Origin of the sequence: Bacteroides sp. ET336 (assembly GCF_024733815.1) — a bacterium.
Lineage (GTDB): Bacteria > Bacteroidota > Bacteroidia > Bacteroidales > Bacteroidaceae > Phocaeicola > Phocaeicola cellulolyticus.
Genome location: NZ_JANRHK010000003.1, coordinates 44,015 through 70,124 on the forward strand (window position 1 = coordinate 44,015; position 26,110 = coordinate 70,124).

The window sequence follows — 26,110 nt, forward strand, 5'->3', positions numbered from 1 at the left end:
AATCAGTCTTGTTTGTCAGAGTTTGATAAATCGGATAAGTCCTTTAGTTTGATTTTACCTTCATATATGGCTTTCCCGAATACCACTGCAGGAATACCTGCTTCATCCAGTCTGTATATATCATCCAGGCAGCTTACTCCTCCACTGGCTATCAGATGCATGTCCGGATGGTTTGCCATTATGTTTTTGTAAAGTTCTATTGACGGGCCTTCCAGCATTCCGTCCTTGCTTATGTCTGTGCAAAGAACTTTAGATACTCCTTTGGCTGTATAATCGTTCAGAAAATCTTCAAGCATAATGTCGCTTTCTTCTTTCCAGCCGTTAATAGCTATTTTGTTGTCTTTAACGTCGGCTCCCAGGATTATCTGTTCGTGACCGTATTTGTTCAGCCATTTTTCGAACAGTTGAGGATTTTTTACTGCTATACTTCCCACGGTAACCATCTGTGCGCCGTTATCGAAAGCTATAATAAGGTCTTCATCCGATTTTATTCCTCCTCCGAAATCGATAATAAGAGAGGTTCTTCCGGCCAGTTGCTCCAAGATCCTGTAGTTGACAATATGTTTTGATTTGGCTCCGTCCAGGTCAACTACGTGTAATCGTCTTATACCGTATGCCTCAAATTCTTTTGCTACTTCAACAGGATTTTCATTGTATATCTTTTTAGAGTCATAGTCTCCTTTTGAGAGGCGGACGCATTTTCCGTCGATTATGTCTATGGCAGGAATTATTTCTATCATAATATTATTATGTGTTTATAGTTCTAAGAAATTTCTCAAGATTCTTTCTCCCGTTTTTCCACTCTTTTCAGGGTGGAACTGTGTGGCATAGAAGTTGTCTTTGTGCAGCGCAGAACTGTAAGGAAGAATGTAGTTGGTACGTGCGGCTGTGAAATCGTTCAGCGGAACATAATAGCTGTGGACAAAATAAACATACTCATCCTTGTCGAACCCTTTAAATAGAGGGCTTACGGTATTCTCGATAGTGTTCCAACCCATGTGTGGCACCTTGTCAATGTGTCTTTGCGGACAGAATCTCTTTACATCTGTATCAAAAATTCCGAGGCATTCTGTATTTCCTTCTTCGGAATATTTACACATAAGCTGCATACCCAAGCATATTCCTAAAACCGGCTGCTTTAAATCCTTTATCAATATATCCAAATTTTGTTCTTTCAGATATTTCATTGTGGTTTCAGCCTCACCTACGCCTGGAAATATCACTTTGTCAGCTTTAAGAAGTGTCTCCTTGTCGGATGTTATGACAGGTGTCACTCCAATACGCTTTAAAGCATAATCTACTGAGAAAATGTTTCCTGCATTGTATTTTATGATTGCTACATTCATATATTTGTCTTATTTCTGCCTACCTGATTCGTTTTTGCAAAAGTAACTAAATAATATTTAATTCCTAACTTTTATATCAAAAAGTTTGCTTTATAGCATATTTTATTACAATATACGATATGGTTATTTCTTTTTAGGTAACTCAGGAACTGTACTCTCTATTTTATTTTCTACATCGTCCGGCAGTTTTGAGAAGAAATCCATCCCAGTAACATTTTCCACACTATCCACAGTCACCATGTATTTCTCTATATCTTGTGAATGGGCGGTGTTTTTGAAAATAAATCCCATAGCTATAGGATTTTTTCTATTATATATAAGTATAACCTTGAAGAATCTGTCAGGTACGGCAACCTTATGTACACCAATTCTCTTTGGTGATTTTGAATCGAAGATAGGTCCGCATGCAATGTATATCCTTCCGTATTTGTCTGCCCAGTTTCTGCAAAGTTCCTCTAGATCGTTCCAGTCACCACGGTTCAGATTGCCTACTTGAGGGCATATATTGCTCATATAGAACGATTCTATCATAGCCTGTTTGCTCCATTTCATATCCGCAGCAGGAGCCATGTGCCCTCTGTCGTATCCGCTTTTGGTATAATCTTTATGTACTACCCTTGGTTCTGGTAGATCCGGATCGGGCATGAACTTGTCGTATCTGTCGGCTTCTCCTTTGGTCTCTTCTCTAGTCAATTCCCATGCCACCCAATTGGGGCTCTTATAATACTGGTTGTATGATAGGGTATAGCCTGTTCTGTTTATGATGATTTCCTTCTCGTATCTTCCCGGATATGTATAAACAGGTATTTCCAGATTAAGTTTAGGTGTTTCGGCAGATGAGGTTGTCTCTTCCTTGTTTCCTGATCTTATCTTTTCAATTACCGGTTTCAGGTTTTCTGCCTGTGCTACTATTTCATCCTTAATCTTGTCGGCTTCCTGAACAGTCTTCTTTAAAGTTTTCTGTATTTCCTTATTGTCCGGGAGTTCCGGTAGATTTATGTTTTTATTCTCAGAATAAACATAGTAACCTCCGGCGCATAATCCGATAAGTATGATTAGCAGCAACGGTTTCCACTTAATACCGCTTTTCGCTTTTTTCTTTTTTGCCATATTACTTAATAAGTTTGAATCTTATCCTCAGAATGCCATCGTTATAGTCGTGGCTTATAATTTTGAATGTTCCAATTTCTGATGTGTTATTAACATGAAGTCCTATGCAGAGGCATTCGTCGTAATCGCCAACCTTTACTATTCTCACTGTGTCTGATGCATTTTCCGGCAGGCGTTTCAAGTCAAATCTGTCTGCTGCTTCCTTCTGTGTTATGAATTCTGTTGTCACATCAAGATGTCGTGCAATAACACTGTTTACGGTATCTTCTATTCTTGTAATATCTTCATCGTTCAGAGGCTGTGGTAGGGCATAGTCCAGTTTGCTTTTCTTCCTTTCTATATGTGCCGAAACAGCTCTTCCGCATCCGAAGAGGTTTATCATTGTTCTGTTGATTATGTGTTCGCAGGTGTGCATAGGAGGAAATTCCTGTTTGTTGTGTGCGTTAAGTTGAGTTGATGGTTCCATAATTAACTACATTATTGTTTGTTCTGCAAATTAACTAAAAATATTCATTACTCTGATAGAATTGTTATTCTTCATTCTGATTTTTCATTGCTATGATGATAGAAACAATTACTGATAAATTAGAGAAATATCAGGCGTTTAGTGTTTAAATGTCTTTTCCCATACATTGAAAATAGGTGATTTTTTGCTATCTTTGCACTCAAAATTAATTTTACGCATTAAAAACGAATGAAGAATATACGCAATTTCTGTATCATCGCACATATCGACCATGGAAAATCTACTTTGGCTGACCGATTGCTGGAATACACACAGACAATCAAGGTCACTGAAGGACAGATGCTTGACGACATGGATCTGGAACGTGAGCGTGGTATAACAATCAAGAGCCATGCCATCCAGATGGAATATACTTACAACGGTGAAAAATACATCCTTAATCTTATTGACACTCCGGGACACGTGGACTTCTCATACGAGGTTTCACGTTCAATTGCTGCATGCGAAGGTGCTCTGCTTGTAGTAGATGCTTCGCAGGGAGTGCAGGCTCAGACAATCTCAAATCTTTATATGGCACTAGAACATGACCTGGAGATTATTCCGGTTCTGAACAAGTGTGATATGGCTAGCGCTATGCCTGAGGAAGTGGAAGATGAGATTATCGATCTTTTAGGATGCAAGCGTGAAGAGATTATCCGTGCGTCTGGTAAAACAGGTATGGGTGTTGAGGAAATACTAAAGGCTGTTGTTGAACGTATCCCTCATCCGGAAGGTGACGAAGAGGCTCCTCTGCAGGCTCTTATCTTCGACTCTGTATTCAACTCTTTCCGCGGAATCATTGCATATTTCAAGATTGAAAACGGAGTATTGCGTACAGGTGATAAGGTAAAATTCTTTAATACAGGAAAGGAATACGATGCTGACGAGATTGGTGTCTTGAAGATGGACATGGTGCCACGCAAGGAACTTCGTACAGGAGACGTTGGATATATCATTTCCGGTATCAAGACATCCAGAGAAGTAAAAGTAGGAGATACTATTACTCATATAGCAAATCCGTGTGATAAGGCAATCGAAGGTTTTGAGGAAGTCAAGCCTATGGTCTTCGCAGGTGTTTATCCTATCGAGGCAGAAGATTACGAGAACCTTAGAGCATCATTGGAAAAGCTGCAGCTTAACGATGCTTCGTTGACATTCCAGCCTGAATCGTCATTGGCTTTGGGATTCGGTTTCCGTTGCGGATTCTTAGGATTGCTTCACATGGAAATTGTTCAGGAACGTCTGGACCGCGAGTTCGATATGAATGTCATTACTACTGTGCCTAACGTATCGTATATGATATATGACAAGCAGGGTGGAGTACAGGAAGTGCATAATCCTGGCGGTATGCCTGATCCAACATTGATTGACCATATTGAGGAGCCGTTTATCGATGCTTCCATAATTACTACTACCGATTATATCGGTCCAATCATGACCTTGTGTCTTGGCAAGCGTGGTGAGTTGGTTCGTCAGGATTATATATCTGGTAACCGTGTGGAATTGCATTACAAGATGCCGCTTGGTGAAATCGTGATTGACTTCTATGATAAGCTGAAGAGTATCTCCAAGGGATATGCTTCATTTGATTATCACCAGTCTGGCTTCCGTCCTTCAAAACTAGTCAAACTTGATATTCTTTTGAACGGTGAGTCTGTGGATGCGCTTTCTACTCTTACCCATTTCGACAATGCATACGACCTTGGAAGACGCATGTGTGAGAAACTGAAAGAACTTATCCCACGCCAGCAGTTTGAAATCGCAATTCAGGCTGCAATCGGTGCGAAGATCATTGCCCGCGAAACTATCAAGGCAGTGCGTAAGGACGTAACTGCCAAGTGTTATGGTGGTGACGTGAGCCGTAAGCGTAAACTTCTTGAAAAACAGAAGAAGGGTAAGAAACGTATGAAGCAGATTGGTACTGTGGAGGTACCGCAGAAAGCATTCCTAGCTGTATTGAAACTTGACTAATATACTTACTAAATAGTGAAACGAACCCATGACGGATGATTTTATGCCGTTGTGGGTTCGTTTTTTTGTATAATTTTTTTGAATAAGTTCTAATTGTTTGAATTGCTAATTAAGCATCTTGTATAGCTTTTATGTTTACAGAAGTGTATCAGATAATAATTTTAAGAAGAATCATGGCTTGATGAAAAAATAAAAAACGGATTTAATGTACTAGAAGATGCTTGTTTTTCATTACCTTTGCGCAAAAAGAGCAAATGAATGAAATTTGGAATGAAATATGTTTTGAGTTAAAGACTTGCATTAGGAATAATGTTTTGGAGAAAGAATATGAGAACATAGTATGTAATTGTTTAATGCTTCTAGGTTGGAAGAAGTTTAAAGGAGAAATTGTAACACAATACCCTGTTAGGGCCGGACATGAAAATAAGTATGCTGATATTGTGGTTCAGCAAGACAACGTAGAGCAATTTGTGATTGAAATCAAGCGTCCAAATCACACATTGCAAGAAGAAGATGAAAGGCAATTGTTTTCTTACATGCGTCTTTTAAAGCATCAAGTGATTTTTGGACTTTATGTGGGAGATAAAATTTGTTTATATTATGATGACGTTGCGTCCCAACAACTTCCAGAACAGGTCTTTTCTCTAAACATAGAAGAAAACAATCCTGATGGAATTAAGTTTGTGGAACTTTTTTCCAAAGATTTATTCAATATGCAGACCTTGATAGATTTTTGCAATGAACAAAAGGCTAAATTACAAACACACAAAATAATACAGTATGAAATTGATAAGATATTGTCTGATACAAGCGGTCAGATATTTAAAGATGCATTAAAAGAAAAATATCTGAACGAAGGACATTCTGTAGAATGGGTGGATTCTGTATTAAATCAAATTAACTTAACGATAACTTCTACAAATAAAAGTACAATAACAAGAGATCTTGTCAGTTCATTTCAATCTACACAAAGTATTGAACATTCAATAACAACACATGATAAAACAAAATATGGTTTTTTAGGTAGTAAACCTATGTCTAAAAGAAAATTCGTACTTAATGTAGTAAGGCATTTTGTAGCAGAAAATCCCAAATCATACGCTGAACTTTCTAAAGTACTTAATGCCCTTAGACCAGATTCTTTGGGTGTGATAAAACCTTATGATTCATTGGAAATGAATCAATATCGTAACTATTTTGTTGGAGAAAGTGAATATTTAAGAAGTGAAGATGGAATAAAATTTGTTGTATGCAATCAATGGGGAATTTTTAATATAGGATCCATTCTTCAATTTGCAAACTCACAAGGTTATAATGTTGTAGAATACAAATAAATAATAGATACGGATTGCCTATCGGGGTATGGCTTAAACATAAAACTTCTACTATAAAGAAATTGAGTTATTTGGTATAATTCATATATATTTAGGTAACCCTATGGATACTTGCTACTTTGATTTAAGTTTGATTTAAGTAAGTTGTGGTGTATCTCATTGTACGTTTAAGTGGTACCTAAACTGCATTAGAAAAATGTTATAATAAGCTATGGAATAAGTAATCTTATTTGGAAATGATTATGAAACCGTTCTTTTACTTTAATCAGCTTTTAAACAGTTTTAGACTGTCTGTCCAACTTCTGCGATTCTCTCCTAACTCTATATTTTCAGAATACTGTGTTTATATGCTGTAATATGGTTGATATTCCAGAAATTTTCCGTAAGTTTGTATGGTCATTTAGAAACAATCATACACTTGAAAAAACATTACAAGACAATAATATTATCAGACCTTCATTTGGGAATGCCTCATGCCAAGGTAAATGAGCTTATTCAGTTTCTTCGTTCCGTGTCATGCGAACGGTTGATTCTGAACGGTGATATTATTGACGGGTGGTACATACACAAGCATCCAAAGTGCGCTTGGAGAAGTGACCTTATGCGTCTGTTCCGTACCATATCGGAGATGATGAAGAATAGCACGTCTGATGTTATTTATACATACGGCAATCACGATGACTTCATGCAGAGGTATGTAGGTAAGGTGATAGTAGGTATAAAAGTATTCAGAGACTTTACTCTCTCAAGTGGAGGCAAGAAGTTCCTTGTTACGCATGGTGATTGTTTCGATACCGTAAACCGTAAAGCCACATGGCTCTCAAAAGTTGGAGCTTCATGCTACGAGTTTCTTCTTTTCTTGAATGAATTCTATAACAAATACAGGGCTTTTCGCCATAAACAGCCGTTCTCTTTCGCTCAGGTAATTAAGCGATGGACAAAAAAACTTGTCTCAAACTTTACTAATTTTGAGAAACAGATAACAGACTTTGCCGTGAAAAATAATTACGACGGCATTATATGCGGACATATACATCACCCTGAAGATACTCATCTTGGAAATATCCGCTATCTTAATTCCGGTGACTGGATTGAGAATAAATCAGTTCTGATAGAAGATGAAGATCAGAACTGGAAAGTCCTGATGGCATAATTCTGATTTATTCCTTTTTTTTGATGTGATAATAAAAAAATACCAGACATACCTTCCGGTATGCCTGGCATAAACCTATTCTGTAATAGTAAATTATTTCTTGAAGTATCTGTTGTACAAACCTTCGAAACCTTTTCCGTGACGAGCTTCGTCCTTAGCCATTTCGTGAACTGTATCGTGGATAGCGTCAAGGTTAAGAGCTTTAGCGCGAGTAGCGATACGTTTCTTGTCAGCGCAAGCACCGCTTTCAGCGTTCATACGCTTTTCAAGGTTAGTCTTAGTATCCCATACGCAGTCGCCAAGAAGTTCAGCAAACTTAGCAGCGTGTTCAGCTTCTTCCCAAGCGTAACGTTTGAAAGCTTCAGCTACTTCTGGATAGCCTTCGCGGTCAGCCTGACGGCTCATAGCCAAGTACATACCTACTTCTGTACATTCGCCCATGAAGTGGTTGTTAAGGTCTTTAATCATTTCTTCGTCGCAACCTTTAGCTACACCGATAACGTGTTCGTCTGCAAACTGAAGACCACCTTCTGTTTCTTCCATTTCTTTGAATTTAGAAGCAGGAGCTTTACACAATGGACACTTTTCTGGAGCTGAATCACCTTCGTGGATATAACCACATACTGTACAGATAAATTTCTTCATAATAGTAATAAGTTAGTTAGTTGTTAAATTAATATTTTCAGTCCGACTTTAGTTTTTGTCGGAGTTGTTATTTCTACATTCAGGACAGACACCTTTGTAATAGCTGTGAACTTCTTCCACGCTAAAACCTTTTTCTGTCATTTCGTTCATTTCGTTTTCGTTTATATGCATTGGCATATCGAAAATCCTACCGCAGCATTTGCACTGGAAGTGTGCATGGGCAGATGTATCGCCATCGAAACAAGCATTACGCTCGTCTATCGTAAGCATCTTTGCGGCTCCATGTTCAACAAACAACTTCAAAGTGTTATATACTGTTGTTTTTGAAAGGGTAGGAATATCATCATGCAAAGCCATATAAATCTCATCAATACACGGATGAGTATGATTCTTTAGGAGATAGTCCATAATTGCGATGCGTTGTACGGATGGCTTGATGTTGTAATTAAGCAAATATTCGTAAACGTTCATACTCTCTTTCAATTATGTAATTATTACAATTTTATTTCAATGGCAAAGATACAAACTTTTTTCTAAACTACAAGTTCCAAACTTACTTTTTTGTTTTTTTTACTTTTAACTTAACCGCTGTGCAAAGGAATAATTTGTATTTTTGCACAGACTATACATTATATATAACAAATTATATGAAATTTGGTTTTGTAAAAGTGGCGGCTGCTATACCGGCGGTAAAGGTGGCCGACTGTAAATTCAATGCGCAACAGACAGAAGCACAGATTATGGTGGCTGACGGTAAAGGTGTGCAGATAGTGATTTTCCCTGAATTGAATTTAACGGGATATTCATGTGGCGATCTCTTTTCGCATAAACTGCTGATAGAACAGGCTGAAATGGCTTTGATGCAGGTTATGAATAATACACGCCAACTGGATATTATATCTATAGTAGGCATGCCGGTAGTGGTTAACTCAACTTTGGCAAATTGTGCTGTAGTCTTTCAGAAAGGAAAGATTCTTGGAGTAGTGCCTAAAACTTATCTTCCCAATTATAAGGAATTCTATGAGCAGAGATGGTTCGCATCATCACTTACATATACCGGAGTTTCTTCAATAAGATTATGCGGACAGGTTGTGACGTTTGGCAAGAATCTGCTTTTCGATACGTCGGATACATGTTTTGGAATAGAAATATGCGAGGACGTATGGGCTCCGGTTCCTCCAAGCTCTGAACTGGTGCTGAAGGGAGCTGAGATAATATTCAACATGTCTGCCGATACAGAGAACATTGCAAAGCATCAGTATCTGCGTTCATTGCTCGCACAGCAGTCTGCACGCTGTCTGGCAGGATATGTTTTCGCTTCAAGCGGTTTTGGCGAGTCTACCACTGATGTGGTGTTTGCCGGCAATGCGCTTATTTATGAGAATGGAGCCTTGCTTGCTGAGGCTGAACGCTTTTCTTTCAATGCGCAGTTAGTAACCAGCGAGATAGATGTGGAACGTCTGCGTGGCGAGCGTCTTGTAAATACCACATTTGCTGCCAGTGTCAGGGCATACTCTTCTGCGGACGTACAGCATATTCAGACTGAACTTGTAAACAGTCGCGAACTCTCGCTTACAAGATATGTCGATCCTCATCCGTTTGTTCCTGCAGGCGGAAAGCTTCTTGACGAAAGATGCGAGGAGATTTTTTCCATTCAGGTGGCAGGACTTGCAAAACGACTTGTGCACACCAACTGCAAGACTGTGGTAGTAGGAATATCCGGAGGTCTGGATTCTACATTGGCTCTTCTTGTGTGTGTAAAGACTTTCGACAAGCTGGGGTTGCCGCGCAAGGGTATAGTAGGTATCACAATGCCGGGATTCGGAACAACAGACCGTACATACAACAATGCCCTTACTCTGATGAGTTCTCTTCAGGTCACTACCAAAGAAATAAGCATCAAGGACGCCTGCATACAGCACTTCAAGGATATTGAGCACGATATGTCTGTTCATGATGTCACATACGAAAACGGTCAGGCTCGCGAACGTACACAAATCCTCATGGACTATGCCAACAAGATTGGCGGTCTGGTGATTGGTACGGGGGACTTGTCTGAACTTGCTCTCGGTTGGGCTACTTATAATGGCGACCACATGTCTATGTACGGTGTGAATGCCAGCATTCCTAAGACGCTGGTACGCTATCTTGTAAACTGGGTGGCTCAGACCGGTGTAGATGTAATTTCTCGTAACACTCTGCTTGACATTATAGATACTCCTATCAGTCCGGAACTTATTCCTGCCGACGAAAACGGAAATATCAAGCAGAAGACTGAAGACTTGGTTGGCCCGTATGAACTTCATGACTTCTTCCTGTATTATTTCCTCAGATTCGGTATGCGTCCAGCAAAGATTTTCTATCTTGCAGAGATTGCTTTCAGAGGAACATACGACAGTACTACTATAAAGAAATGGCTTACTAATTTCTGCCGCCGTTTCTTTAATCAGCAGTTCAAGCGCTCATGTCTTCCTGACGGGCCTAAGGTAGGTTCCGTATCACTCAGCCCTAGAGGCGATTGGCGTATGCCTAGTGATGCCAGTGCGGCAATGTGGCTCAAGGAATGTGAGGAACTTGTAGGCTGATTTGATAGAATACAATGATGAAATCATCGTGACACGTTCGTGTTACACGCGTTACACGTACGTGTCACTCTCGTCACACGAACGTGTTCCGATCGTTACACGTACGTGTGACGCTTTTTATATAAGGGTTTCTAGTGATTTTATTAGTCAATATACTTATCAGTAAACGCTTTTACCCTCTTTGTATATTCTTCAGGATAGTTTTTATACGATGTGGCATGGTCAGTCTCAGGCACAATCCATATTTCTTTCGGCTCTGATTTCGCGGCATATACTTCGTTCACCATATATGTAGGAACGAAATCATCCTTGTCGCCATGTATGAAAAACATCGGTTTGTCGCATTTCTTTACTTGTTCTATAGCAGAAGCTTCATGGAAATTCCATCCGTTCTGAAGTTCGCAAATCCAGCTGGCAGTGTATAGCAGTGGGAATGCCGGCAGGTTGAACTGTTCTTTAAGCTCCTTTTTGAACTGTTCCCAAACGCTGGTATAACCGCAGTCCTCTACAAAACATCTTATATATTCAGGCAAGACTTCACCCGAAGTCATCATAGTGGTTGCTGCCCCCATTGATATTCCGTGCACAACAGCCTGTATAGAGTCGCCGAAAATACCCGGAGTCAGGTTTATCCATTCCTTTACGTCAAGACGGTCCAGCCATCCCATCTGTATGGCATCGCCTCCGCTCAGCCCGGTATATCTCAGGTCAGGAACTATAATGTTGTAATCCAAAGACTGATTGTACATATATCCGATGTGGAACATTCTTATGGCGCTATCGGTATAGCCATGTACAATTACCGCTGTCTTTTTGGTCGGGTGTGATGCATAAGCATAATAAGCATGCAGTTTGACTCCATCCTTAGCGGTTATAAATGTATCTTTTAGCAGTTGATTTCCCTGAAGGCTGTCCAACCATCCATTTATTTGAGGATAGGTCTCGCGCATGTACGCTTCAGATCCGGCCAGATCCTTACCTCTGTTTTCAGGACGAAGTGAGTAGTCTATCATGTAAAGACTTCCACCTATCAGTCCGCCAACTATTATTACTACAATAACTGTGAGGCTGATAATTAATTTCTTATGTTTCATGTCTGTTTTATTTGTTCCAAATTTCCCAAGCTCCAAAAGCCTGAAGCAGAAGCATCTCAAGACCGTTTTTTACTACTGCACCTTTCTCTCCACCGTTTTTCATAAATAGTGTTGTATCAGGATTGTACAGCAAATCATAGAGTAAATGTTCAGGAGTGAGATATTCGTATGGTATTTTAGGGCATTCGTCTGCTTTTGGGTACATACCAGTAGGGGTACAATTTACTATTACCTTGTATTCGTTCATAATCTCCGGAGTTATGTCGTCGTAAGTAATAGTATTTTCATTTCTTTTGGCTCTTGAAACGAATTTTGTTTCCAGTCCTAGTTTGTGCAATCCGTAGTTGATGGCTTTTGATGCTCCTCCTGTTCCCAGAATGAGGGCTTTCTTGTGGTGAGGCTCCAATAGAGATTCAATGGACTGGGTGAATCCCATTACGTCAGAGTTATAGCCTATAAGTTTCAGTTTGCCCTTGTTCTTTTCTATTTTTATTACATTTACTGCCCCTATTGCAGCAGCGTCGGCATCCAGTTCATCCAGGTATCCGATAACCTGTTCCTTGTATGGTATAGTCACATTCAGTCCGCAGAGGGTAGGGTTGGATTTTATAACTTTATTAAATTCCTCTATGGATGGTATTTCAAAATTAACGTACTCGGCATCAATATTTTCTGAATGAAATTTTTCATTGAAAAAATTTTTAGAGAATGAATGTCCCAAAGGGTAGCCGATTAAACCAAATTTCTTCATTGTAGTAAAAATTTTAAGTTATTTTGTTGCAAAGTAAAGAGTGCAAATACCAAATGTAAGTCTTTTGAATGTCACTTTGCTGAATCCTGCCTTGTAAAGAATTTGTTGCATAACTTCTCCTTGCGGGAAAGCCTTGATGGATTGCGGCAGGTATGTGTATGCACTGTTGTCTTTCGATAGTAACTTTCCGATTGTTGGAATTACGACTTTCGAGTAGATGGCATAAAGCTGTTTCATCGGGAATGTTTCCGGTTCGGACAGTTCCAGAATGACCAAATGTCCGCCTGTGGTCAATACGCGGTGCATCTCTGCCAGCCCTTTGTCCAGGTTCTCGAAGTTACGTACTCCGAATGCCACTGTTATGGCATCGAATCTGTTGTCGGGAAATGTGAGAGAAGTACAGTCTTCCTTGGCGAAGGATATCTGTTTGTCCAGCCCCGACTGTCTTACTTTTTCACGTCCTACATTCATCATACCCTCCGAGATATCTGTACCTATAAGTTCTTCAGGCTGAAGTACACGGCATGCCTGTATAGCAAAATCGCCAGTTCCTGTAGCCACGTCCATCATGTGCATCGGTCGGTATGGCTTGAGCATGTTGATGGCTTTGCGTCGCCAGCTCTTGTCAATGCCAAGCGAAAGTACGTGGTTCAGATTATCGTAAGTAGGAGCGATGTTGTCGAACATTTTTTCTACCTGTGCAGCTTTGCTTTCGTCTTGATTATAAGGTTTGATGTTTTCTTGAGGATAGTTTGACATGTTGTGAGTTAGTGTAGGATTTGTGGATAGAATATATGATGGGCGGGAAGAATCCCGCCCTGTCATAATTATTTCAAGTATTCAGTAACGTTCTTTTCGATGCGTGATGCAAGTTCAGCTGTATCAGCCTTTACGAATGTTTCACCAGTGATGTGTTCGTAAAGTTCGATATAACGTTCGCTGATTGAGTTTACTATTTCCGGAGTCATTTCAGGAACAGTCTGTCCTTCCTTACCCTGGAAACCGTTAGCCATCAGCCATTCGCGTACGAATTCCTTAGAAAGCTGTTTCTGAGGTTCGCCTTTTTCGAAACGTTCTTCGTAACCTTCTGAGTAGAAGTAACGGCTTGAGTCAGGAGTGTGGATTTCGTCCATCAGATAAATCTGACCGTTGTGCTTACCGAATTCGTATTTAGTGTCAACGAGGATAAGACCGCGTTCAGCTGCCATCTTTGTACCGCGTTCGAACAGAGCCAGAGTATATTTCTCCAATGTAGCATATTCTTCAGGAGTTGCAAGACCTTTAGCTAGGATTTCTTCTTTAGAGATATCCTCATCGTGCATACCCATTTCAGCCTTAGTGGTAGGAGTGATGATAGGTGTAGGGAATTTCTGGTTCTCGCGCATACCTTCAGGAAGTTTCACACCGCAGATTTCGCGAACACCGCTCTTGTAAGCACGCCATGCACTGCCGCACAAGTAACCGCGAACAATCATTTCTACAGGGAAACCTTCGCACATTACACCTACAGTGACCATTGGGTCCGGAGTAGCGAGTTTCCAGTTTGGACAGATGTCAGTTGTAGCATCAAGGAATTTGGCTGCAATCTGGTTCAACATCTGGCCTTTGTAAGGAATACCTTCTGGCAAAACAACGTCGAATGCCGAGATACGGTCTGTTGCAACCATGACTAATTTTTCACCGTTGATGTTGTAAACATCGCGAACTTTTCCGTGGTAAACACTCTTCTGACCAGGAAAGTTGAAGTCTGTTTTTGTTAATGCTTTACTCATCTTTTCTATATATTTTAGGAAGTAAATATGTTGTTTCCATTATTGTTTTGACGCAGCTTTCTTTTCTGTTTTTTCAGCCTTGTCCTTTTCTTCTTTTTCGGCTTTTGCTTTCTCTGCTTTCTCGGATTTTACTTTCTCTTCGAATTTCTCGTAAGCCTCCACAATTCTTGTTACCAGTTTGTGTCTTACGATATCCTTTTTGTTAAGCTCTATGAAACTGATGCCTTTCACTCCTTTCAGGATTTTCATTGCCTGCACCAGACCAGATGTCTGCGACGAAGGAAGGTCTATCTGCGTCATATCGCCTGTGATAATCATCTTGGTGTTCATACCCATACGGGTGAGGAACATCTTTATCTGCTGGGTAGTAGTGTTCTGAGCCTCGTCAAGGATCACTACAGCATCATTCAGCGTACGTCCGCGCATAAATGCAAGAGGAGCAATCTGAATGATGTTCAGCTCTATGTATTCCTTCAACTTGGCAGCAGGAATCATGTCTTGCAGAGCATCGTACAGCGGTTGCAGATACGGGTCAATCTTGTCCTTCATATCTCCCGGCAGGAATCCCAGTTTCTCTCCTGCCTCTACAGCCGGACGGCTTAATATGATTTTTTTGATTTCCTTGTTTTTGAGAGCTCTCACAGCCAGAGCTATTGCGGTATAAGTTTTGCCCGAACCGGCCGGTCCTATGGCGAATATCATATCGTTTTTTTCGAAATCCTTTACCAGTTTCAGCTGATTGGGACTTCTCGGAATGATAGGTTTTCCGGTGACGCTGAACACGATAGCCTCGCTGTTCTTTTCTATTTTTGTGTTTTTGCCTTTTACAATGTCCAGAATAACTTCCTCGTCGAGCGAGTTATATATCGAGCAGTGTTTTTCCAGTGCTGTCACAGCTTCTTCGAAGGCACACATTTCCTCCTCGTCTCCCATTATCTTTATGACATTTCCTCTAGCCACTATCCTCAGTTTGGGAAACAGAGCTTTAATCATTTGCATGTTGACGTTGTTCACGCCATAGAAGATAACCGGATCGATATCTTCAAGTACAATATGTTTTTCTATCATTCAGTCAAATTCAATATCCTTTAGTTTTGTATATTTTTCTGCAAATTTAATGAATCCTTTTGATTGTTATGTACAAACAGGTATAAAAAATGCCGGCTTGTGACTAAAGCCGGCAAAAAAATGATACGAAAAACGGTACCGTAAGGTCTATCAATATCCCGTGGAAAATTGCTACGGGAATCATGTCTTTTCCTGAATACCTTGTTATAATAGGTAGTACTACATCCATAGAGTTTACTCCGGCAGCTGATATAGGTGCCAGTTTGCCGAAATATTTCACCAGCAGCGGTGTCCCAAGCAGAGCCATCATCTCGCGGAAGATATTCGAAAGAAGGGCAATGGTTCCCAACTCTGTGGCAAGCTGAATGCCGAGTGATGCTTCCTTGAACTGTGTGATCAGTATTGATGACAGTGAGTAATAGGCAAATCCGCTACCCACAGCCAGACAGTCGAAAATGCTCCATTGCGAAAGAAGCAGACTGGCAAATGCCGAAAACAGCAGTGTGCCGATAATAGTGGCAAGAGGTATGAGCAGATATTTGGGACGTATATCCTTTACTATAGACTTCAGATCCTTGCTCGAACCTATGCTCAGTCCCACCTGCAGCATAAGTGCATACAGTATATACATTGACAGGTTGCTTTTCTGCAAGTCGAGAGGTATTATGTCCAGTACTCCCAATATGCAACCTGCCATAAAAAACAGAAGAACAATCATGCTACCCTTCATGGCTTTCTCCTTTCTTGAAAAACAGTGTCAGTACCAGCCATGCCGCGATGATGCTTCCGCAAGTAGCCGAGAACGCTATTATTGCCGCCTGCCATCCGAAGCTTCCCAGGTTTTCTATTATCCTGTCGTTCGATCCTACTGACAGCCCCATTATGAACAAAAGCAATATGATAGTATAAGAAATGGTCTTTTCTGTTTTTTTCAGAAAATCCAGGTTTCTGAAAATATAACCCAAAATAATTCCTGTGAACATTGTTCCTATGATTGTAAACATAACCGTACTATATTAAAAATGAGAGAATAGATTGCCTTGGGATACATATATAATGTACCCCTGAATAAAAAATAAAGAAAAAATGATATGTAGAAGTTATGCTTATTCGAATCCGCTGAACCAATGAACGGACGCACTGCGATGTCCGAACGTAAGATAAATTCGGAGCGGAGTGTGAGGCTGTATGTATGTCAGAAGTTTGTTCATTGGTAGTCTGTTTATTTTGTTTTGCGATGCAAAGGTATGATGAAATTGCATATTTTCCAAATATTTATAAGTTTTTCCTTTTCAGCGGAAATTATTTCATTCATTATATGATTGATAATTGTATGAAAGTAATAACTTTGCAACTATTAATAATGAAAACATTTATATTTGATATGAATACAGCATTTAACTTTGTTTCTTTATCCTACAGGCAGAGTAGGACATATCTGTTTTCTGTGCTCTTCATACTTGGAAATATACTTCTGCCTCAGTTGTGTCATCTGGTTCATCTAGGTGGTCCTACTATGTTGCCTATTTATTTTTTCACTCTGGTTGGGGCATATAAATATGGAATGAAGCTTGGTTTGCTTGTTGCAATCCTTTCTCCTTTGGTAAATTCGTTTTTCTTCGGAATGCCAGTACCGGCTTTGCTTCCGGCAATAATGTGTAAATCTGTATTGCTTGCTGTAGCTGCAGGATTTTTGGCTAGCCGTACCGGAAAGCTTTCTATATTCTCACTTATGGGTGTCGTACTGTTTTATCAGATAGTAGGCGGTATGGCAGAATGGGCTATAAGTGGCAGTCTTGACAAATCTCTTCAGGACTTCAGAATAGGTGTTCCGGGAATGCTTCTTCAGATTTTCGGAGGATATTGGCTTTTAAAATCGATTTCAAAAATTTAAATTCATAAAAACATATGACAACATTATTACTATTGGGGATAGGGATGCAGGAAGTCCTGCTTATCGGACTTATTTTTTTGCTTTTGTTTGGTGGAAAGAAGATACCTGAACTGATGAAAGGATTGGGTAAAGGAGTAAAGAGTTTCAAGGATGGAGTGAAAGGTATTGAGGACGATATCGAGATATCCGATAAAGAAAACAAGGATAAGAAAGAGCAGTAAAAGTGGAACAGGACGATAAAGTAATGACATTTTGGGATCACTTGGACGAATTGCGAAGTGTCCTGTTTCGTATAGTTGTTGTTGTAGCGCTATTTACAATCCTTGGATTTTGTTTCAAGGATCAGCTTTTTGCTGTTGTACTGGCACCTAAGGAATCCGATTTCATTTTTTATAGGTTTCTTTGTCGTTTGTCCGAGTTGCTTGGTATGCCGGGATTATGTCCTGGTGAATTCAGCTCCACGCTCATCAATACCCAGTTGGCTGGTCAGTTTATGATGCACGCCATGGTGTCCATATATGCAGGCCTTATAGTGGCTTCACCATACATTATTTATAAATTGTTTCATTTTATATCGCCAGCGTTATATGAGAATGAACGCAAATACTCTGTTCGTGTAGTAACGAGCGGATATCTGCTGTTTATTATCGGTGTGCTGGTAAACTATTTTATCATATTCCCGCTTACATTCCGTTTCTTGGCATCATATCAGGTGAGCCTTGATGTTCAGAACACAATAATGCTTTCATCGTATATCGACACGCTGATGCTTCTGAGCCTGTTAATGGGAATAGTTTTCGAGATACCTGTCGTTTGTTGGTTCCTTGCCAAAATAGGGGTTTTGCATTCTTCATTCATGCAGAAATACAGAAAGCATGCATATGTTGTGGCACTTATAGTGGCGGCTGTGATTACTCCTACATCTGATATATTTACATTGTTGCTTGTTTCAGTACCTATATTTGTATTGTACGAAGCAAGTATTCTTATAGTAAGAAAGGTTGATAAGAATGTCGATGATTGATTTAAGAAAAACTTTTTTTGCAATGCTTTGTTGTGTTGCCTCGGCTTCATATGCCGGTGATACTATAAAGTATTGTGCGCCATTGGATTTTCCGCTATTACTCAGCGCCAATTTCGGAGAGCTGAGACCAAACCATTTTCATAACGGTCTTGATTTCAAGACAAAAGGAACAGTCGGTCATCCCGTAAGATGTATTGCCGACGGATATGTGTCGCGTGTGGCTGTCCAGCATGGAGGATACGGACAGGCTATATATATCACTCACCCAGACGGACATACATCAGTCTATGGTCATGTCATTTCGTTCGCTCCCGAAGTAGAGAAATACGTAAGGGAATATCAGTATGCCAACGAGACTTTCGTCTGCTATCTCTATCCCGAACCGGGACGTTTCAAGTTCAAGAAGGGCGACATCATAGCGTTGAGCGGTAATGAAGGTTCTTCTGCCGGTCCTCATCTTCATCTTGAAATCAGAAAAACCGGTACAGATGAATATCTTGATCCGATGCCGTATTTCAGCAGTAGGATAAAGGATACCAAGGCTCCGAAGGCAAGCTTTATAGGGCTTTATCCTGTAAAGGGTAAAGGAGTAGTGGAAGGCTCTACCAATAAAAAGATTTATCCTGTGGCATCAATCAAGTCGCCGGTTACTGCATGGGGGCAGATATATGCTGCCATCAGTGCCAAGGATTATATGGACGGCACATCCAATTTCTATGGAGTACATTCCGTAACTCTTTATGTCGATTCTGTTGAGGTGTTCAACAGTAAGACTGACAGAGTCCTTCCTGATGAAAACAGAATGATTAATACCTTTACCGATTATGACGAACTTGTGCGTTCACGCAGATTGATGATGCGTTCGTACAAGTCGCCTGGAAACAAACTGCGTCTGCATCATGTAGGCGAGGATAGGGGTATCGTAAATATAGACAGCGAAAGGGATTATAAGTTTGTCTATGTTCTCGAAGATAATTTCGGAAATAAGAGTAAATATAGTTTTACCGTGAGAGGGAAAAGGCAGGATATTCCGGAATACCGTATGAAAGGAGAGGAACTGTTGCAGTCTTCGCATACTGCTATTATCCAGCGTCCCGGTATGGAATTCATTATACCGAAAGGAATGCTTTACGATGATACGGAGGTAAGTGTTGGCATTACAGCCGAAGATACAACAGCCGTTTCGCTTGAATATGACATTGATGCAGGAAATACTCCGCTTCACGGTTATTGTCCTTTGGCTATAGGAGTAAGAAAACTGAATACTGTATCTCCCGATAAATACTATATCAGGCAGATTGACGGCAGGAGGACATATTATGTAGGAGGTGAATACGACAATGGCTGGATGAGGGCAAAGGTACGTAACTTCGGAAAATATTCTGTGGCTGTTGACACTGTTCCTCCTTCTGTCGTTCCGCTTGATAAGGCAAAATGGCGTTCTACTTCGAATATCCGTTTCAAGGTGTCCGACAAGGCTACAGGGATAGCTTCATATAAAGTATATATCGACGGAAAGTTCGTTCTCTTCGGTCTGAAGAAGGGTATCCTTGTCATCCAGGATAAGGAAAAAGTAAAGAGGGGAGTACCTCACAAGCTGGAGGTCGTGGTGACCGACAATTGCGGAAACGAAACACGTAAACAATTAAATTTCTAAATAACTATTCAATCACAAACGCTTATGACAAACAGATTGTTGATGGCTGTGGTGTTGCTTACAGCCTTTGTAGTAAACGGTTGGGCTTGTACCAACTTTATTGTCGGTAAGAAAGCGTCTGCCGACGGTTCAGTAATAGTGTCTTATTCTGCCGACTCTTACGGTATGTTCGGATGGCTTTATCACTATCCTGCCGCTACACATCCTGATGGTGCCATGCGTGATATTCACGACTGGGATACCGGAAAGTATCTCGGACAGATCAAGGAGGCAAAGCAGACATACAATGTAGTGGGTAATATGAACGAATATCAGGTTACTATCGGCGAAACCACATTCGGAGGTCGTCCTGAACTGGTTGATACTACAGGTATCATGGACTACGGAAGCCTGATTTATGTAGCTCTCCAGCGTTCACGCACTGCCAAGGAAGCCATCAAGGTTATGACAGATCTTGTTAAGGAATACGGCTATTACAGTAGCGGTGAGTCATTCTCTATTGCCGACCCTAACGAGGCATGGATAATGGAAATGATCGGTAAAGGTCCCGGTATTAAAGGTGCTGTTTGGGTGGCAGTCCGTATTCCTGACGACTGTATCGCTGCTCATGCCAACCAGAGCCGTATACACAAATTCAATCTTAATGACAAGGATAACTGCCTTTATTCTCCGGACGTAATTTCGTTCGCTCGTGAAAAAGGATATTTTAATGGCAAGAACTCTGATTTCAGTTTTGCCGATGCATATTGTCCGCTTGATTTCAGCGGTCTCCGTTTCTGCGAGACACGTGTATGGAGTTTCTATAATATGTTCAGCAAGACAACTGGTGATGCTTATCTTCCATATATCCTTGGCAAGAGCAAAGAGCCTATGCCACTTTATATAAAGGCCGATTCAAAACTTTCTGTACGCGATGTCCAGAGAGCAATGCGCGACCATTACGAAGGTACACCGCTTGATATCACTAAGGATTTGGGTGCAGGTCCTTTCGAAACTCCTTACCGTCTTTCTCCTCTTACATTCAAGGTTGACGGAGTGGAATACTTCAACGAACGTCCTATCTCAACACAGCAGAGTGCATTCTCTTTCGTGGCACAGATGCGTGCAAACTTGCCAGACCCTGTAGGCGGTGTATTGTGGTTCGGACTTGATGATGCAAACATGACTGTATTTACTCCGGTTTACTGCTGTACAGACAGAATTCCTGTTCCATACGCTGAAGGAAACGGCGACTGCATCACATTCTCATGGGATTCTGCATTCTGGATTTACAACTGGGTGGCAGACATGATCCGTCCTCGTTACAGCCTGATGATAGATGATATGCGTGCCGTACAGAAAGAATTGGAAGATACTTTCGAGTCTGCTCAATCAGGAATTGAATCTTCAGCACTGAAGTTGTATCAGGAAAGTCCTGAAAAGGCAAAGGATTTCCTTACAAACTATACTGACATGACTGCCCGTACAACAGTTGACCGCTGGAAGAAACTTGCAGAGTTCCTTATCGTTCGTTATAACGATGGTGCAAGAAAACTGGTAAAGAACGGAAAGATGGTTGCTCCTGAAACTGGAAACTGCGCTCCATTGGAACGTCCTGGATATCCTGAAGAATTCTTGAAGGAAGTAGTTAAGGCTACAGGCGACAGATATAAATCAGTTGAATTGAAATAAAAAAAAAGAGGCCCTCGGGCCTCTTTTTTTATTATCAGTTGCGGAAACTCAATCCGTCTCCACCACGTTCCACTATGATTGGTTTTGTTCTGTCCACTTCCTGTGAAAGAAGTTTCTTTGACAAGTCGTTGAGCAGATAACGCTGTATTGCACGTTTCACAGGACGGGCACCGAACTCAGGGTCGTAGCCTGCTGTAGCTATGAAATCTACAGCCTCGTCAGTCATCTGGAGCTGTACACCGTTCTCTTCAAGCATCTTTCTTATGCCGTTTATCTGCAGACGTACAATCTGTTCTATTTCATTCTTGTTCAATGGCAAGAACATGATAGTCTCGTCTATACGGTTCAGGAACTCAGGACGGATAGTCTTTTTCAGCATATTCATCACCTCGTTCTTTGTTTCCTCTACTATCGTGTCATGATTCATCGGAGTGATTTTCTCAAACTGGCTTTGTATGTATGAGCTTCCCAAGTTTGAAGTCATGATGATGATAGTATTCTTGAAGTTCACCGTACGTCCCTTGTTGTCTGTCAGACGACCGTCGTCCAATACCTGAAGCAGGATATTGAATACGTCCGGATGAGCCTTTTCGATTTCGTCGAACAATACCACTGAATAAGGTTTACGTCTTACTGCCTCAGTCAACTGTCCGCCTTCATCGTAACCGACATATCCCGGAGGCGCTCCGATAAGTCTTGACACAGAGTGTTTCTCCTGATACTCACTCATATCTATACGTGTCATCAGCGATTCATCGTCGAACAAATATTCTGCCAGTGCCTTGGCCAACTCAGTCTTACCTACACCGGTCGTACCGAGGAAGATGAACGAACCTATCGGACGTTTAGGGTCCTGCAGTCCTGCACGGCTACGTCTTACGGCATCGGACACAGCCTGAATAGCTTCGTCCTGACCTATGACACGCTTATGCAGTTCGTCTTCCAGATGAAGAAGTTTCTCGCGTTCGCTTTGCAGCATCTTGCTTACCGGTATTCCTGTCCAGCGTGATACTACGTCGGCAATATCTTCTGCGGTAACCTCTTCCTTGATCATGGCACTGTCGCCCTGTTTGTGTTTCAGGTCTTCCTGAATATTCTTTATTTCAGCTTCCAGAGCCTGCAGCTTGCCGTAACGTATTTCAGCCACACGTCCATAGTCACCCTCACGCTCAGCCTTGTCGGCTTCGAACTTGAGCTGTTCTATTTCCTTCTTGTTCTGCTGAATTTTATTTACAAGTTCCTTCTCGCTTTGCCATTTGGCCTTGTAAGAAGTCTCCTGTTCTTTCAGTTCGGCAATCTCCTTGTTAAGCTGTGCAAGTTTAGCTTCATCCTTTTCACGTTTGATAGCCTCACGCTCGATTTCAAGCTGTTTCAATCGGCGTTCAATCTCGTCAAGTTCCTCAGGCAAAGAGTCACGTTCCATACGCAGTTTAGCAGCAGCCTCGTCCATAAGGTCGATAGCCTTATCCGGCAAGAAACGCTCTGTGATATACCTGTTACTCAATTCAACTGCTGCTATGATAGCCTCGTCTTTGATACGTACCTGATGATGGTTCTCGTATCTTTCCTTCAGACCACGAAGGATTGATATTGAACTCTGGGTGTCAGGTTCGTCCACCATTACAGTCTGGAAACGACGTTCAAGGGCCTTATCCTTTTCGAAATACTTCTGGTATTCGTCCAGTGTGGTAGCACCGATACTTCTCAGTTCGCCACGGGCCAATGCCGGTTTCAGAATGTTTGCGGCATCCATCGCGCCTTCGCCTTTACCTGCACCAACCAGAGTATGTATCTCATCGATGAACAATATTATGTTACCGTCCGATTTTGTTACCTCATTGATGACAGATTTAAGTCTTTCCTCAAACTCACCTTTATATTTGGCACCTGCAACCAGCGCACCCATATCGAGTGAGAACAACTGTTTGTTCTTCAGGTTTTCAGGCACGTCACCACGCAGGATACGCTGTGCCAGACCTTCCACGATGGCTGTCTTACCTGTACCCGGTTCACCTATCAGGATAGGGTTGTTCTTTGTACGGCGGCTCAAAATCTGAAGTACACGTCTGATTTCCTCGTCACGACCGATTACCGGGTCCAGCTTACCTGTTCGTGCAGCCTCAATCAAGTTTATTGCATACTTTGAAAGTGACTGATATGTGTCTTCACTTGACTGTGAAGTAACCTTCTGTCCTTGTCTTAATTCGCTGATTGCGGCACGCAATTCCTTGTCGGTCATTCCGGCATCTTTCAGAATAGTTGCCACTGTACTCTTAACATTGAGCAAAGCCAGAAGTATAGCTTCAAGTGAAACGAACTCGTCGCCAAGCTCTTTTGAGTACTCAACTGCCTTCTGCAATACATTGTTCGTATCGCGGCTCAGATAAGCCTCACCGCCTGAAACCTTAGGCAGAGATGCAATCTGACGGTCAAGAACTGTAGCTACCTGCTGGCCGTTTATTCCAAGCTTCTGGAATATGAAGTTGGTTACGTTTTCGCCCACCTTCAATACGCCCGCAAGTATATGTTCCGGCTCTATGGCCTGCTGTCCTCGGCTTTGTGTCAAGTTCACAGCCTCCTGAACAGCCTCTTGCGATTTGATTGTAAAGTTGTTGAAATTCATATATATTCTCCTTTCTTATTTTATACTTTATTGTTATCCAAGAATCTTTTTACCTATTGTTCCAATACCTTGTTGTTATCCTTGTTTTTACCTTTCGTTTTTAATCACGCTTATAATACTCCAAACTTCTTGCCAAAACTGTTTTTTAATAATTATATGTCTAAATGTCAGAAACTTAGAGCCTAAGACTGCAATTTTGTCCTTTTATAGGACAGTTTGTCTGTAAAGTTTTTAGTATCTTTACACGGTAATTGAATTTTTATGGAAAAGAAAATAGAATTTGCACCAAACGTGATGCTTATAGATGCATCATATCTTGATAGAGTAGGCCGCGATATGGCCGAACATTTTTCACCTATATTAAATAGAGAATTACCGAAGGCAGATCTGGCTGCATTGCTTGAATGTCTGGCGCTTGATGCAGGAGTTGTATTAGGGGATAATGCCGTTCAGGTAATTTTTATATATGATTCGGCAGAACCACGCATGTCGTTCTGTACCCCATCCGATTTGGATAAGGAACTCAATAATGTAGCCTTCAAGAGTCAGCTTGGCGAATTTTCCATATACTCTTTCCAGCCGTCAGATATGGCAACGTGCGAGGAATTGTTCAATGAGGCTCTTATGCTGGCAGGCGAATCCAAGGATGTGAAACGTGTTGTAGCTGTTGCCGATGAAGACGCATATCAGCAGAAAACTCATTCCACACTCAACAAGATAAAAGGAAAAGACAGTATAACGCTTTTCGGAATGAACCCTCCAAAGGATGAGGCTGTATATTCTTTTGAGATGCTAGGCTTTGCAGTCCTTCAGTCATTAGGAATAAAAGCGGAAGAGCTGTGATTTCTAGACAGCTCTTGGTACCGACGATGGTCAGCACCACTGCCGACGATGGTCGGCACCTCTGCTCACGATAGTCAGCAGCTCTGCTCACGATGGTCGGCAGCAGAATGCATATAGATATTTAAACGGCATTAAAAAATAAAATAGTCATGTCAGATTTCCGTCTTAAAGTATTTTACAGTGTTGCCAAAAACCTAAGCTTTACAAAAGCCTCACAGGAACTGTTTGTCAGTCAGCCGGCAGTGACAAAGCATGTACACGAACTGGAAAGCATGTACCACGTGCGTCTGTTCGACCGTATGAACAACAAGATAACTCTGACCGAAGCAGGAAAAGTTATGATGGAACATTGCGAGCGTATCCTTACGGAGTATCGCAAGATGGAATACGACATGCATTTGCTTAATAACGAATATGCGGGAGAACTACGTCTTGGAGCAAGTACAACAATAGCCCAATATATCCTTCCTCCGATACTTGCAAAGTTTACTGAGAAATATCCGCAGATAAAAGTGTCGCTAATCGATACCAATTCACGTAATGTGGAGAACGCCGTGTCGGAACATACTATAGACCTTGGTATGGTGGAAGGAGTGTTCCGCACTCCAAATCTGAAGTATGAGGCTTTCCTTTGTGATGAGCTCGTTCCGGTAGTACGTTCGTCAGCATTTCCAGCCGATGTAGAGGAAATAACCCTTGATGAGTTCTGCAAGATCCCACTTGTTCTGAGGGAAAGAGGTTCTGGAACACTCGATGCTATAGAAACAGTCCTTGCAGAGGAAGGTCTGAAACTTTCGTCACTCAATGTGAGAATGCATTTGGGAAGTACCGAGAGTATCAAGTCATTTCTGGCATGCAGCGATTGCATGGGAATAATCTCAATTGCCGCTTTGGTGAAGGAGTTGGGCGAAGGAATGTTCCGGGTGATTGATGTTTCTGGGCTTCAGTTTACACGTCATTTCTGCTTTGTGTCGGCACAAGGTCAGGAGATTGAGGCTGCACAGTTGTTCATGCGTTTCGTACGTAGCAGTCTTGGTAAAGAAAACAAATAACAATACAATATA

The 26,110-nt window shown here is 41.2% G+C and carries 25 protein-coding genes; 11 read left to right on the forward strand and 14 right to left on the reverse strand.

Annotated features, from left to right (window positions below):
- Positions 1-2 precede the first annotated feature (2 nt).
- The 4 genes from hisA to NW213_RS04450 form a co-directional block, all read right to left on the reverse strand.
- Positions 3-740, reverse strand: coding sequence for a 1-(5-phosphoribosyl)-5-[(5-phosphoribosylamino)methylideneamino]imidazole-4-carboxamide isomerase (hisA, locus tag NW213_RS04435; protein ID WP_204391126.1), 738 nt, complete (start codon positions 738-740; stop codon positions 3-5).
- A gap of 15 nt (positions 741-755) precedes the next feature.
- Positions 756-1,346 (reverse strand): imidazole glycerol phosphate synthase subunit HisH, encoded by a 591-nt coding sequence (gene hisH / locus NW213_RS04440; protein ID WP_154043028.1) that lies wholly within the window; start codon positions 1,344-1,346, stop codon positions 756-758.
- A gap of 123 nt (positions 1,347-1,469) precedes the next feature.
- Positions 1,470-2,456: a DNA/RNA non-specific endonuclease gene (locus NW213_RS04445; protein ID WP_258321964.1), complete on the reverse strand. Its 987-nt coding sequence runs from the start codon at positions 2,454-2,456 to the stop codon at positions 1,470-1,472.
- 1 nt (position 2,457) lies between these two features.
- A complete protein-coding gene (locus NW213_RS04450) occupies positions 2,458-2,922 on the reverse strand; it encodes a hypothetical protein (RefSeq protein ID WP_258321965.1) in 465 nt (154 codons plus the stop codon).
- A 228-nt stretch (positions 2,923-3,150) separates the two neighbouring features.
- On the opposite strand from NW213_RS04450, the gene lepA reads away from it, so the two are divergent.
- The 3 genes from lepA to NW213_RS04465 all read left to right on the forward strand — a co-directional run bounded on the left by lepA (position 3,151) and on the right by NW213_RS04465 (position 7,419).
- A complete protein-coding gene (lepA, locus tag NW213_RS04455; protein WP_258321966.1) occupies positions 3,151-4,932 on the forward strand; it encodes a translation elongation factor 4 in 1,782 nt (593 codons plus the stop codon).
- A gap of 254 nt (positions 4,933-5,186) precedes the next feature.
- The gene (locus NW213_RS04460; RefSeq protein WP_258321967.1) at positions 5,187-6,266 is read left to right on the forward strand and encodes a type I restriction enzyme HsdR N-terminal domain-containing protein; all 1,080 of its coding nucleotides are present in this window, start codon (positions 5,187-5,189) and stop codon (positions 6,264-6,266) included.
- Between the two features lie 418 nt (positions 6,267-6,684).
- On the forward strand, positions 6,685-7,419 hold the full coding sequence (locus tag NW213_RS04465; protein ID WP_239469579.1) for a UDP-2,3-diacylglucosamine diphosphatase: 735 nt from the start codon (positions 6,685-6,687) through the stop codon (positions 7,417-7,419).
- A 93-nt stretch (positions 7,420-7,512) separates the two neighbouring features.
- On the opposite strand, the gene NW213_RS04470 is transcribed toward NW213_RS04465, so the two are convergent.
- Together NW213_RS04470 and NW213_RS04475 are read right to left on the reverse strand one after the other, a co-directional pair.
- On the reverse strand, positions 7,513-8,064 hold the full coding sequence (locus tag NW213_RS04470; RefSeq protein ID WP_154043018.1) for an NADH peroxidase: 552 nt from the start codon (positions 8,062-8,064) through the stop codon (positions 7,513-7,515).
- 48 nt (positions 8,065-8,112) lie between these two features.
- On the reverse strand, positions 8,113-8,535 hold the full coding sequence (locus tag NW213_RS04475; RefSeq protein ID WP_258321968.1) for a Fur family transcriptional regulator: 423 nt from the start codon (positions 8,533-8,535) through the stop codon (positions 8,113-8,115).
- A gap of 176 nt (positions 8,536-8,711) precedes the next feature.
- On the opposite strand from NW213_RS04475, the gene NW213_RS04480 reads away from it, so the two are divergent.
- Entirely contained in the window at positions 8,712-10,649 is a 1,938-nt protein-coding gene (locus tag NW213_RS04480) for an NAD(+) synthase (protein WP_258321969.1), read from the forward strand.
- A gap of 143 nt (positions 10,650-10,792) precedes the next feature.
- On the opposite strand, the gene NW213_RS04485 is transcribed toward NW213_RS04480, so the two are convergent.
- From NW213_RS04485 to NW213_RS04515, 7 genes are all read right to left on the reverse strand, one after another.
- A complete protein-coding gene (locus NW213_RS04485) occupies positions 10,793-11,743 on the reverse strand; it encodes an alpha/beta hydrolase (RefSeq protein ID WP_258321970.1) in 951 nt (316 codons plus the stop codon).
- Positions 11,744-11,750: 7 nt separating this feature from the next.
- Positions 11,751-12,494 (reverse strand): shikimate dehydrogenase, encoded by a 744-nt coding sequence (locus tag NW213_RS04490; RefSeq protein ID WP_154043014.1) that lies wholly within the window; start codon positions 12,492-12,494, stop codon positions 11,751-11,753.
- An 18-nt stretch (positions 12,495-12,512) separates the two neighbouring features.
- Complete coding sequence (gene ubiE / locus NW213_RS04495; RefSeq protein ID WP_204391159.1) at positions 12,513-13,253, reverse strand: bifunctional demethylmenaquinone methyltransferase/2-methoxy-6-polyprenyl-1,4-benzoquinol methylase UbiE; 741 nt, start codon at positions 13,251-13,253, stop codon at positions 12,513-12,515.
- Between the two features lie 68 nt (positions 13,254-13,321).
- Entirely contained in the window at positions 13,322-14,266 is a 945-nt protein-coding gene (locus NW213_RS04500) for a phosphoribosylaminoimidazolesuccinocarboxamide synthase (protein ID WP_204391103.1), read from the reverse strand.
- A 39-nt stretch (positions 14,267-14,305) separates the two neighbouring features.
- Positions 14,306-15,334, reverse strand: coding sequence for a PhoH family protein (locus NW213_RS04505; RefSeq protein ID WP_258321971.1), 1,029 nt, complete (start codon positions 15,332-15,334; stop codon positions 14,306-14,308).
- A gap of 103 nt (positions 15,335-15,437) precedes the next feature.
- Positions 15,438-16,064 carry a lysine exporter LysO family protein gene (locus NW213_RS04510; protein WP_154043011.1) on the reverse strand — a complete coding sequence of 209 codons (627 nt, stop codon included), beginning with the start codon at positions 16,062-16,064 and terminating at the stop codon, positions 15,438-15,440.
- Positions 16,054-16,338 carry a LysO family transporter gene (locus NW213_RS04515; protein WP_154043010.1) on the reverse strand — a complete coding sequence of 95 codons (285 nt, stop codon included), beginning with the start codon at positions 16,336-16,338 and terminating at the stop codon, positions 16,054-16,056. The genes NW213_RS04510 and NW213_RS04515 overlap by 11 nt, the downstream gene beginning before the upstream one ends.
- 380 nt (positions 16,339-16,718) lie before the next feature.
- Between NW213_RS04515 and NW213_RS04520 the strand changes: the two genes are divergently transcribed.
- The 5 genes from NW213_RS04520 to NW213_RS04540 are packed head-to-tail and all read left to right on the forward strand — an operon-like array spanning position 16,719 to position 21,580.
- The gene (locus tag NW213_RS04520; protein ID WP_258321972.1) at positions 16,719-17,228 is read left to right on the forward strand and encodes an ECF transporter S component; all 510 of its coding nucleotides are present in this window, start codon (positions 16,719-16,721) and stop codon (positions 17,226-17,228) included.
- A 14-nt stretch (positions 17,229-17,242) separates the two neighbouring features.
- Complete coding sequence (locus tag NW213_RS04525) at positions 17,243-17,449, forward strand: twin-arginine translocase TatA/TatE family subunit (protein ID WP_258321973.1); 207 nt, start codon at positions 17,243-17,245, stop codon at positions 17,447-17,449.
- 2 nt (positions 17,450-17,451) lie between these two features.
- On the forward strand, positions 17,452-18,252 hold the full coding sequence (gene tatC / locus NW213_RS04530; RefSeq protein ID WP_258321974.1) for a twin-arginine translocase subunit TatC: 801 nt from the start codon (positions 17,452-17,454) through the stop codon (positions 18,250-18,252).
- A 22-nt stretch (positions 18,253-18,274) separates the two neighbouring features.
- Positions 18,275-19,909 carry a M23 family metallopeptidase gene (locus tag NW213_RS04535; protein WP_258321975.1) on the forward strand — a complete coding sequence of 545 codons (1,635 nt, stop codon included), beginning with the start codon at positions 18,275-18,277 and terminating at the stop codon, positions 19,907-19,909.
- Between the two features lie 24 nt (positions 19,910-19,933).
- A complete protein-coding gene (locus NW213_RS04540) occupies positions 19,934-21,580 on the forward strand; it encodes a C69 family dipeptidase (protein WP_258321976.1) in 1,647 nt (548 codons plus the stop codon).
- Between the two features lie 34 nt (positions 21,581-21,614).
- On the opposite strand, the gene clpB is transcribed toward NW213_RS04540, so the two are convergent.
- Positions 21,615-24,203: an ATP-dependent chaperone ClpB gene (gene clpB / locus NW213_RS04545; protein ID WP_204405105.1), complete on the reverse strand. Its 2,589-nt coding sequence runs from the start codon at positions 24,201-24,203 to the stop codon at positions 21,615-21,617.
- 261 nt (positions 24,204-24,464) lie between these two features.
- Between clpB and NW213_RS04550 the strand changes: the two genes are divergently transcribed.
- Together NW213_RS04550 and NW213_RS04555 are read left to right on the forward strand one after the other, a co-directional pair.
- Complete coding sequence (locus NW213_RS04550) at positions 24,465-25,046, forward strand: DUF6621 family protein (protein ID WP_204391087.1); 582 nt, start codon at positions 24,465-24,467, stop codon at positions 25,044-25,046.
- A 149-nt stretch (positions 25,047-25,195) separates the two neighbouring features.
- The gene (locus NW213_RS04555) at positions 25,196-26,098 is read left to right on the forward strand and encodes a LysR substrate-binding domain-containing protein (protein WP_204391085.1); all 903 of its coding nucleotides are present in this window, start codon (positions 25,196-25,198) and stop codon (positions 26,096-26,098) included.
- Positions 26,099-26,110 lie beyond the last annotated feature (12 nt).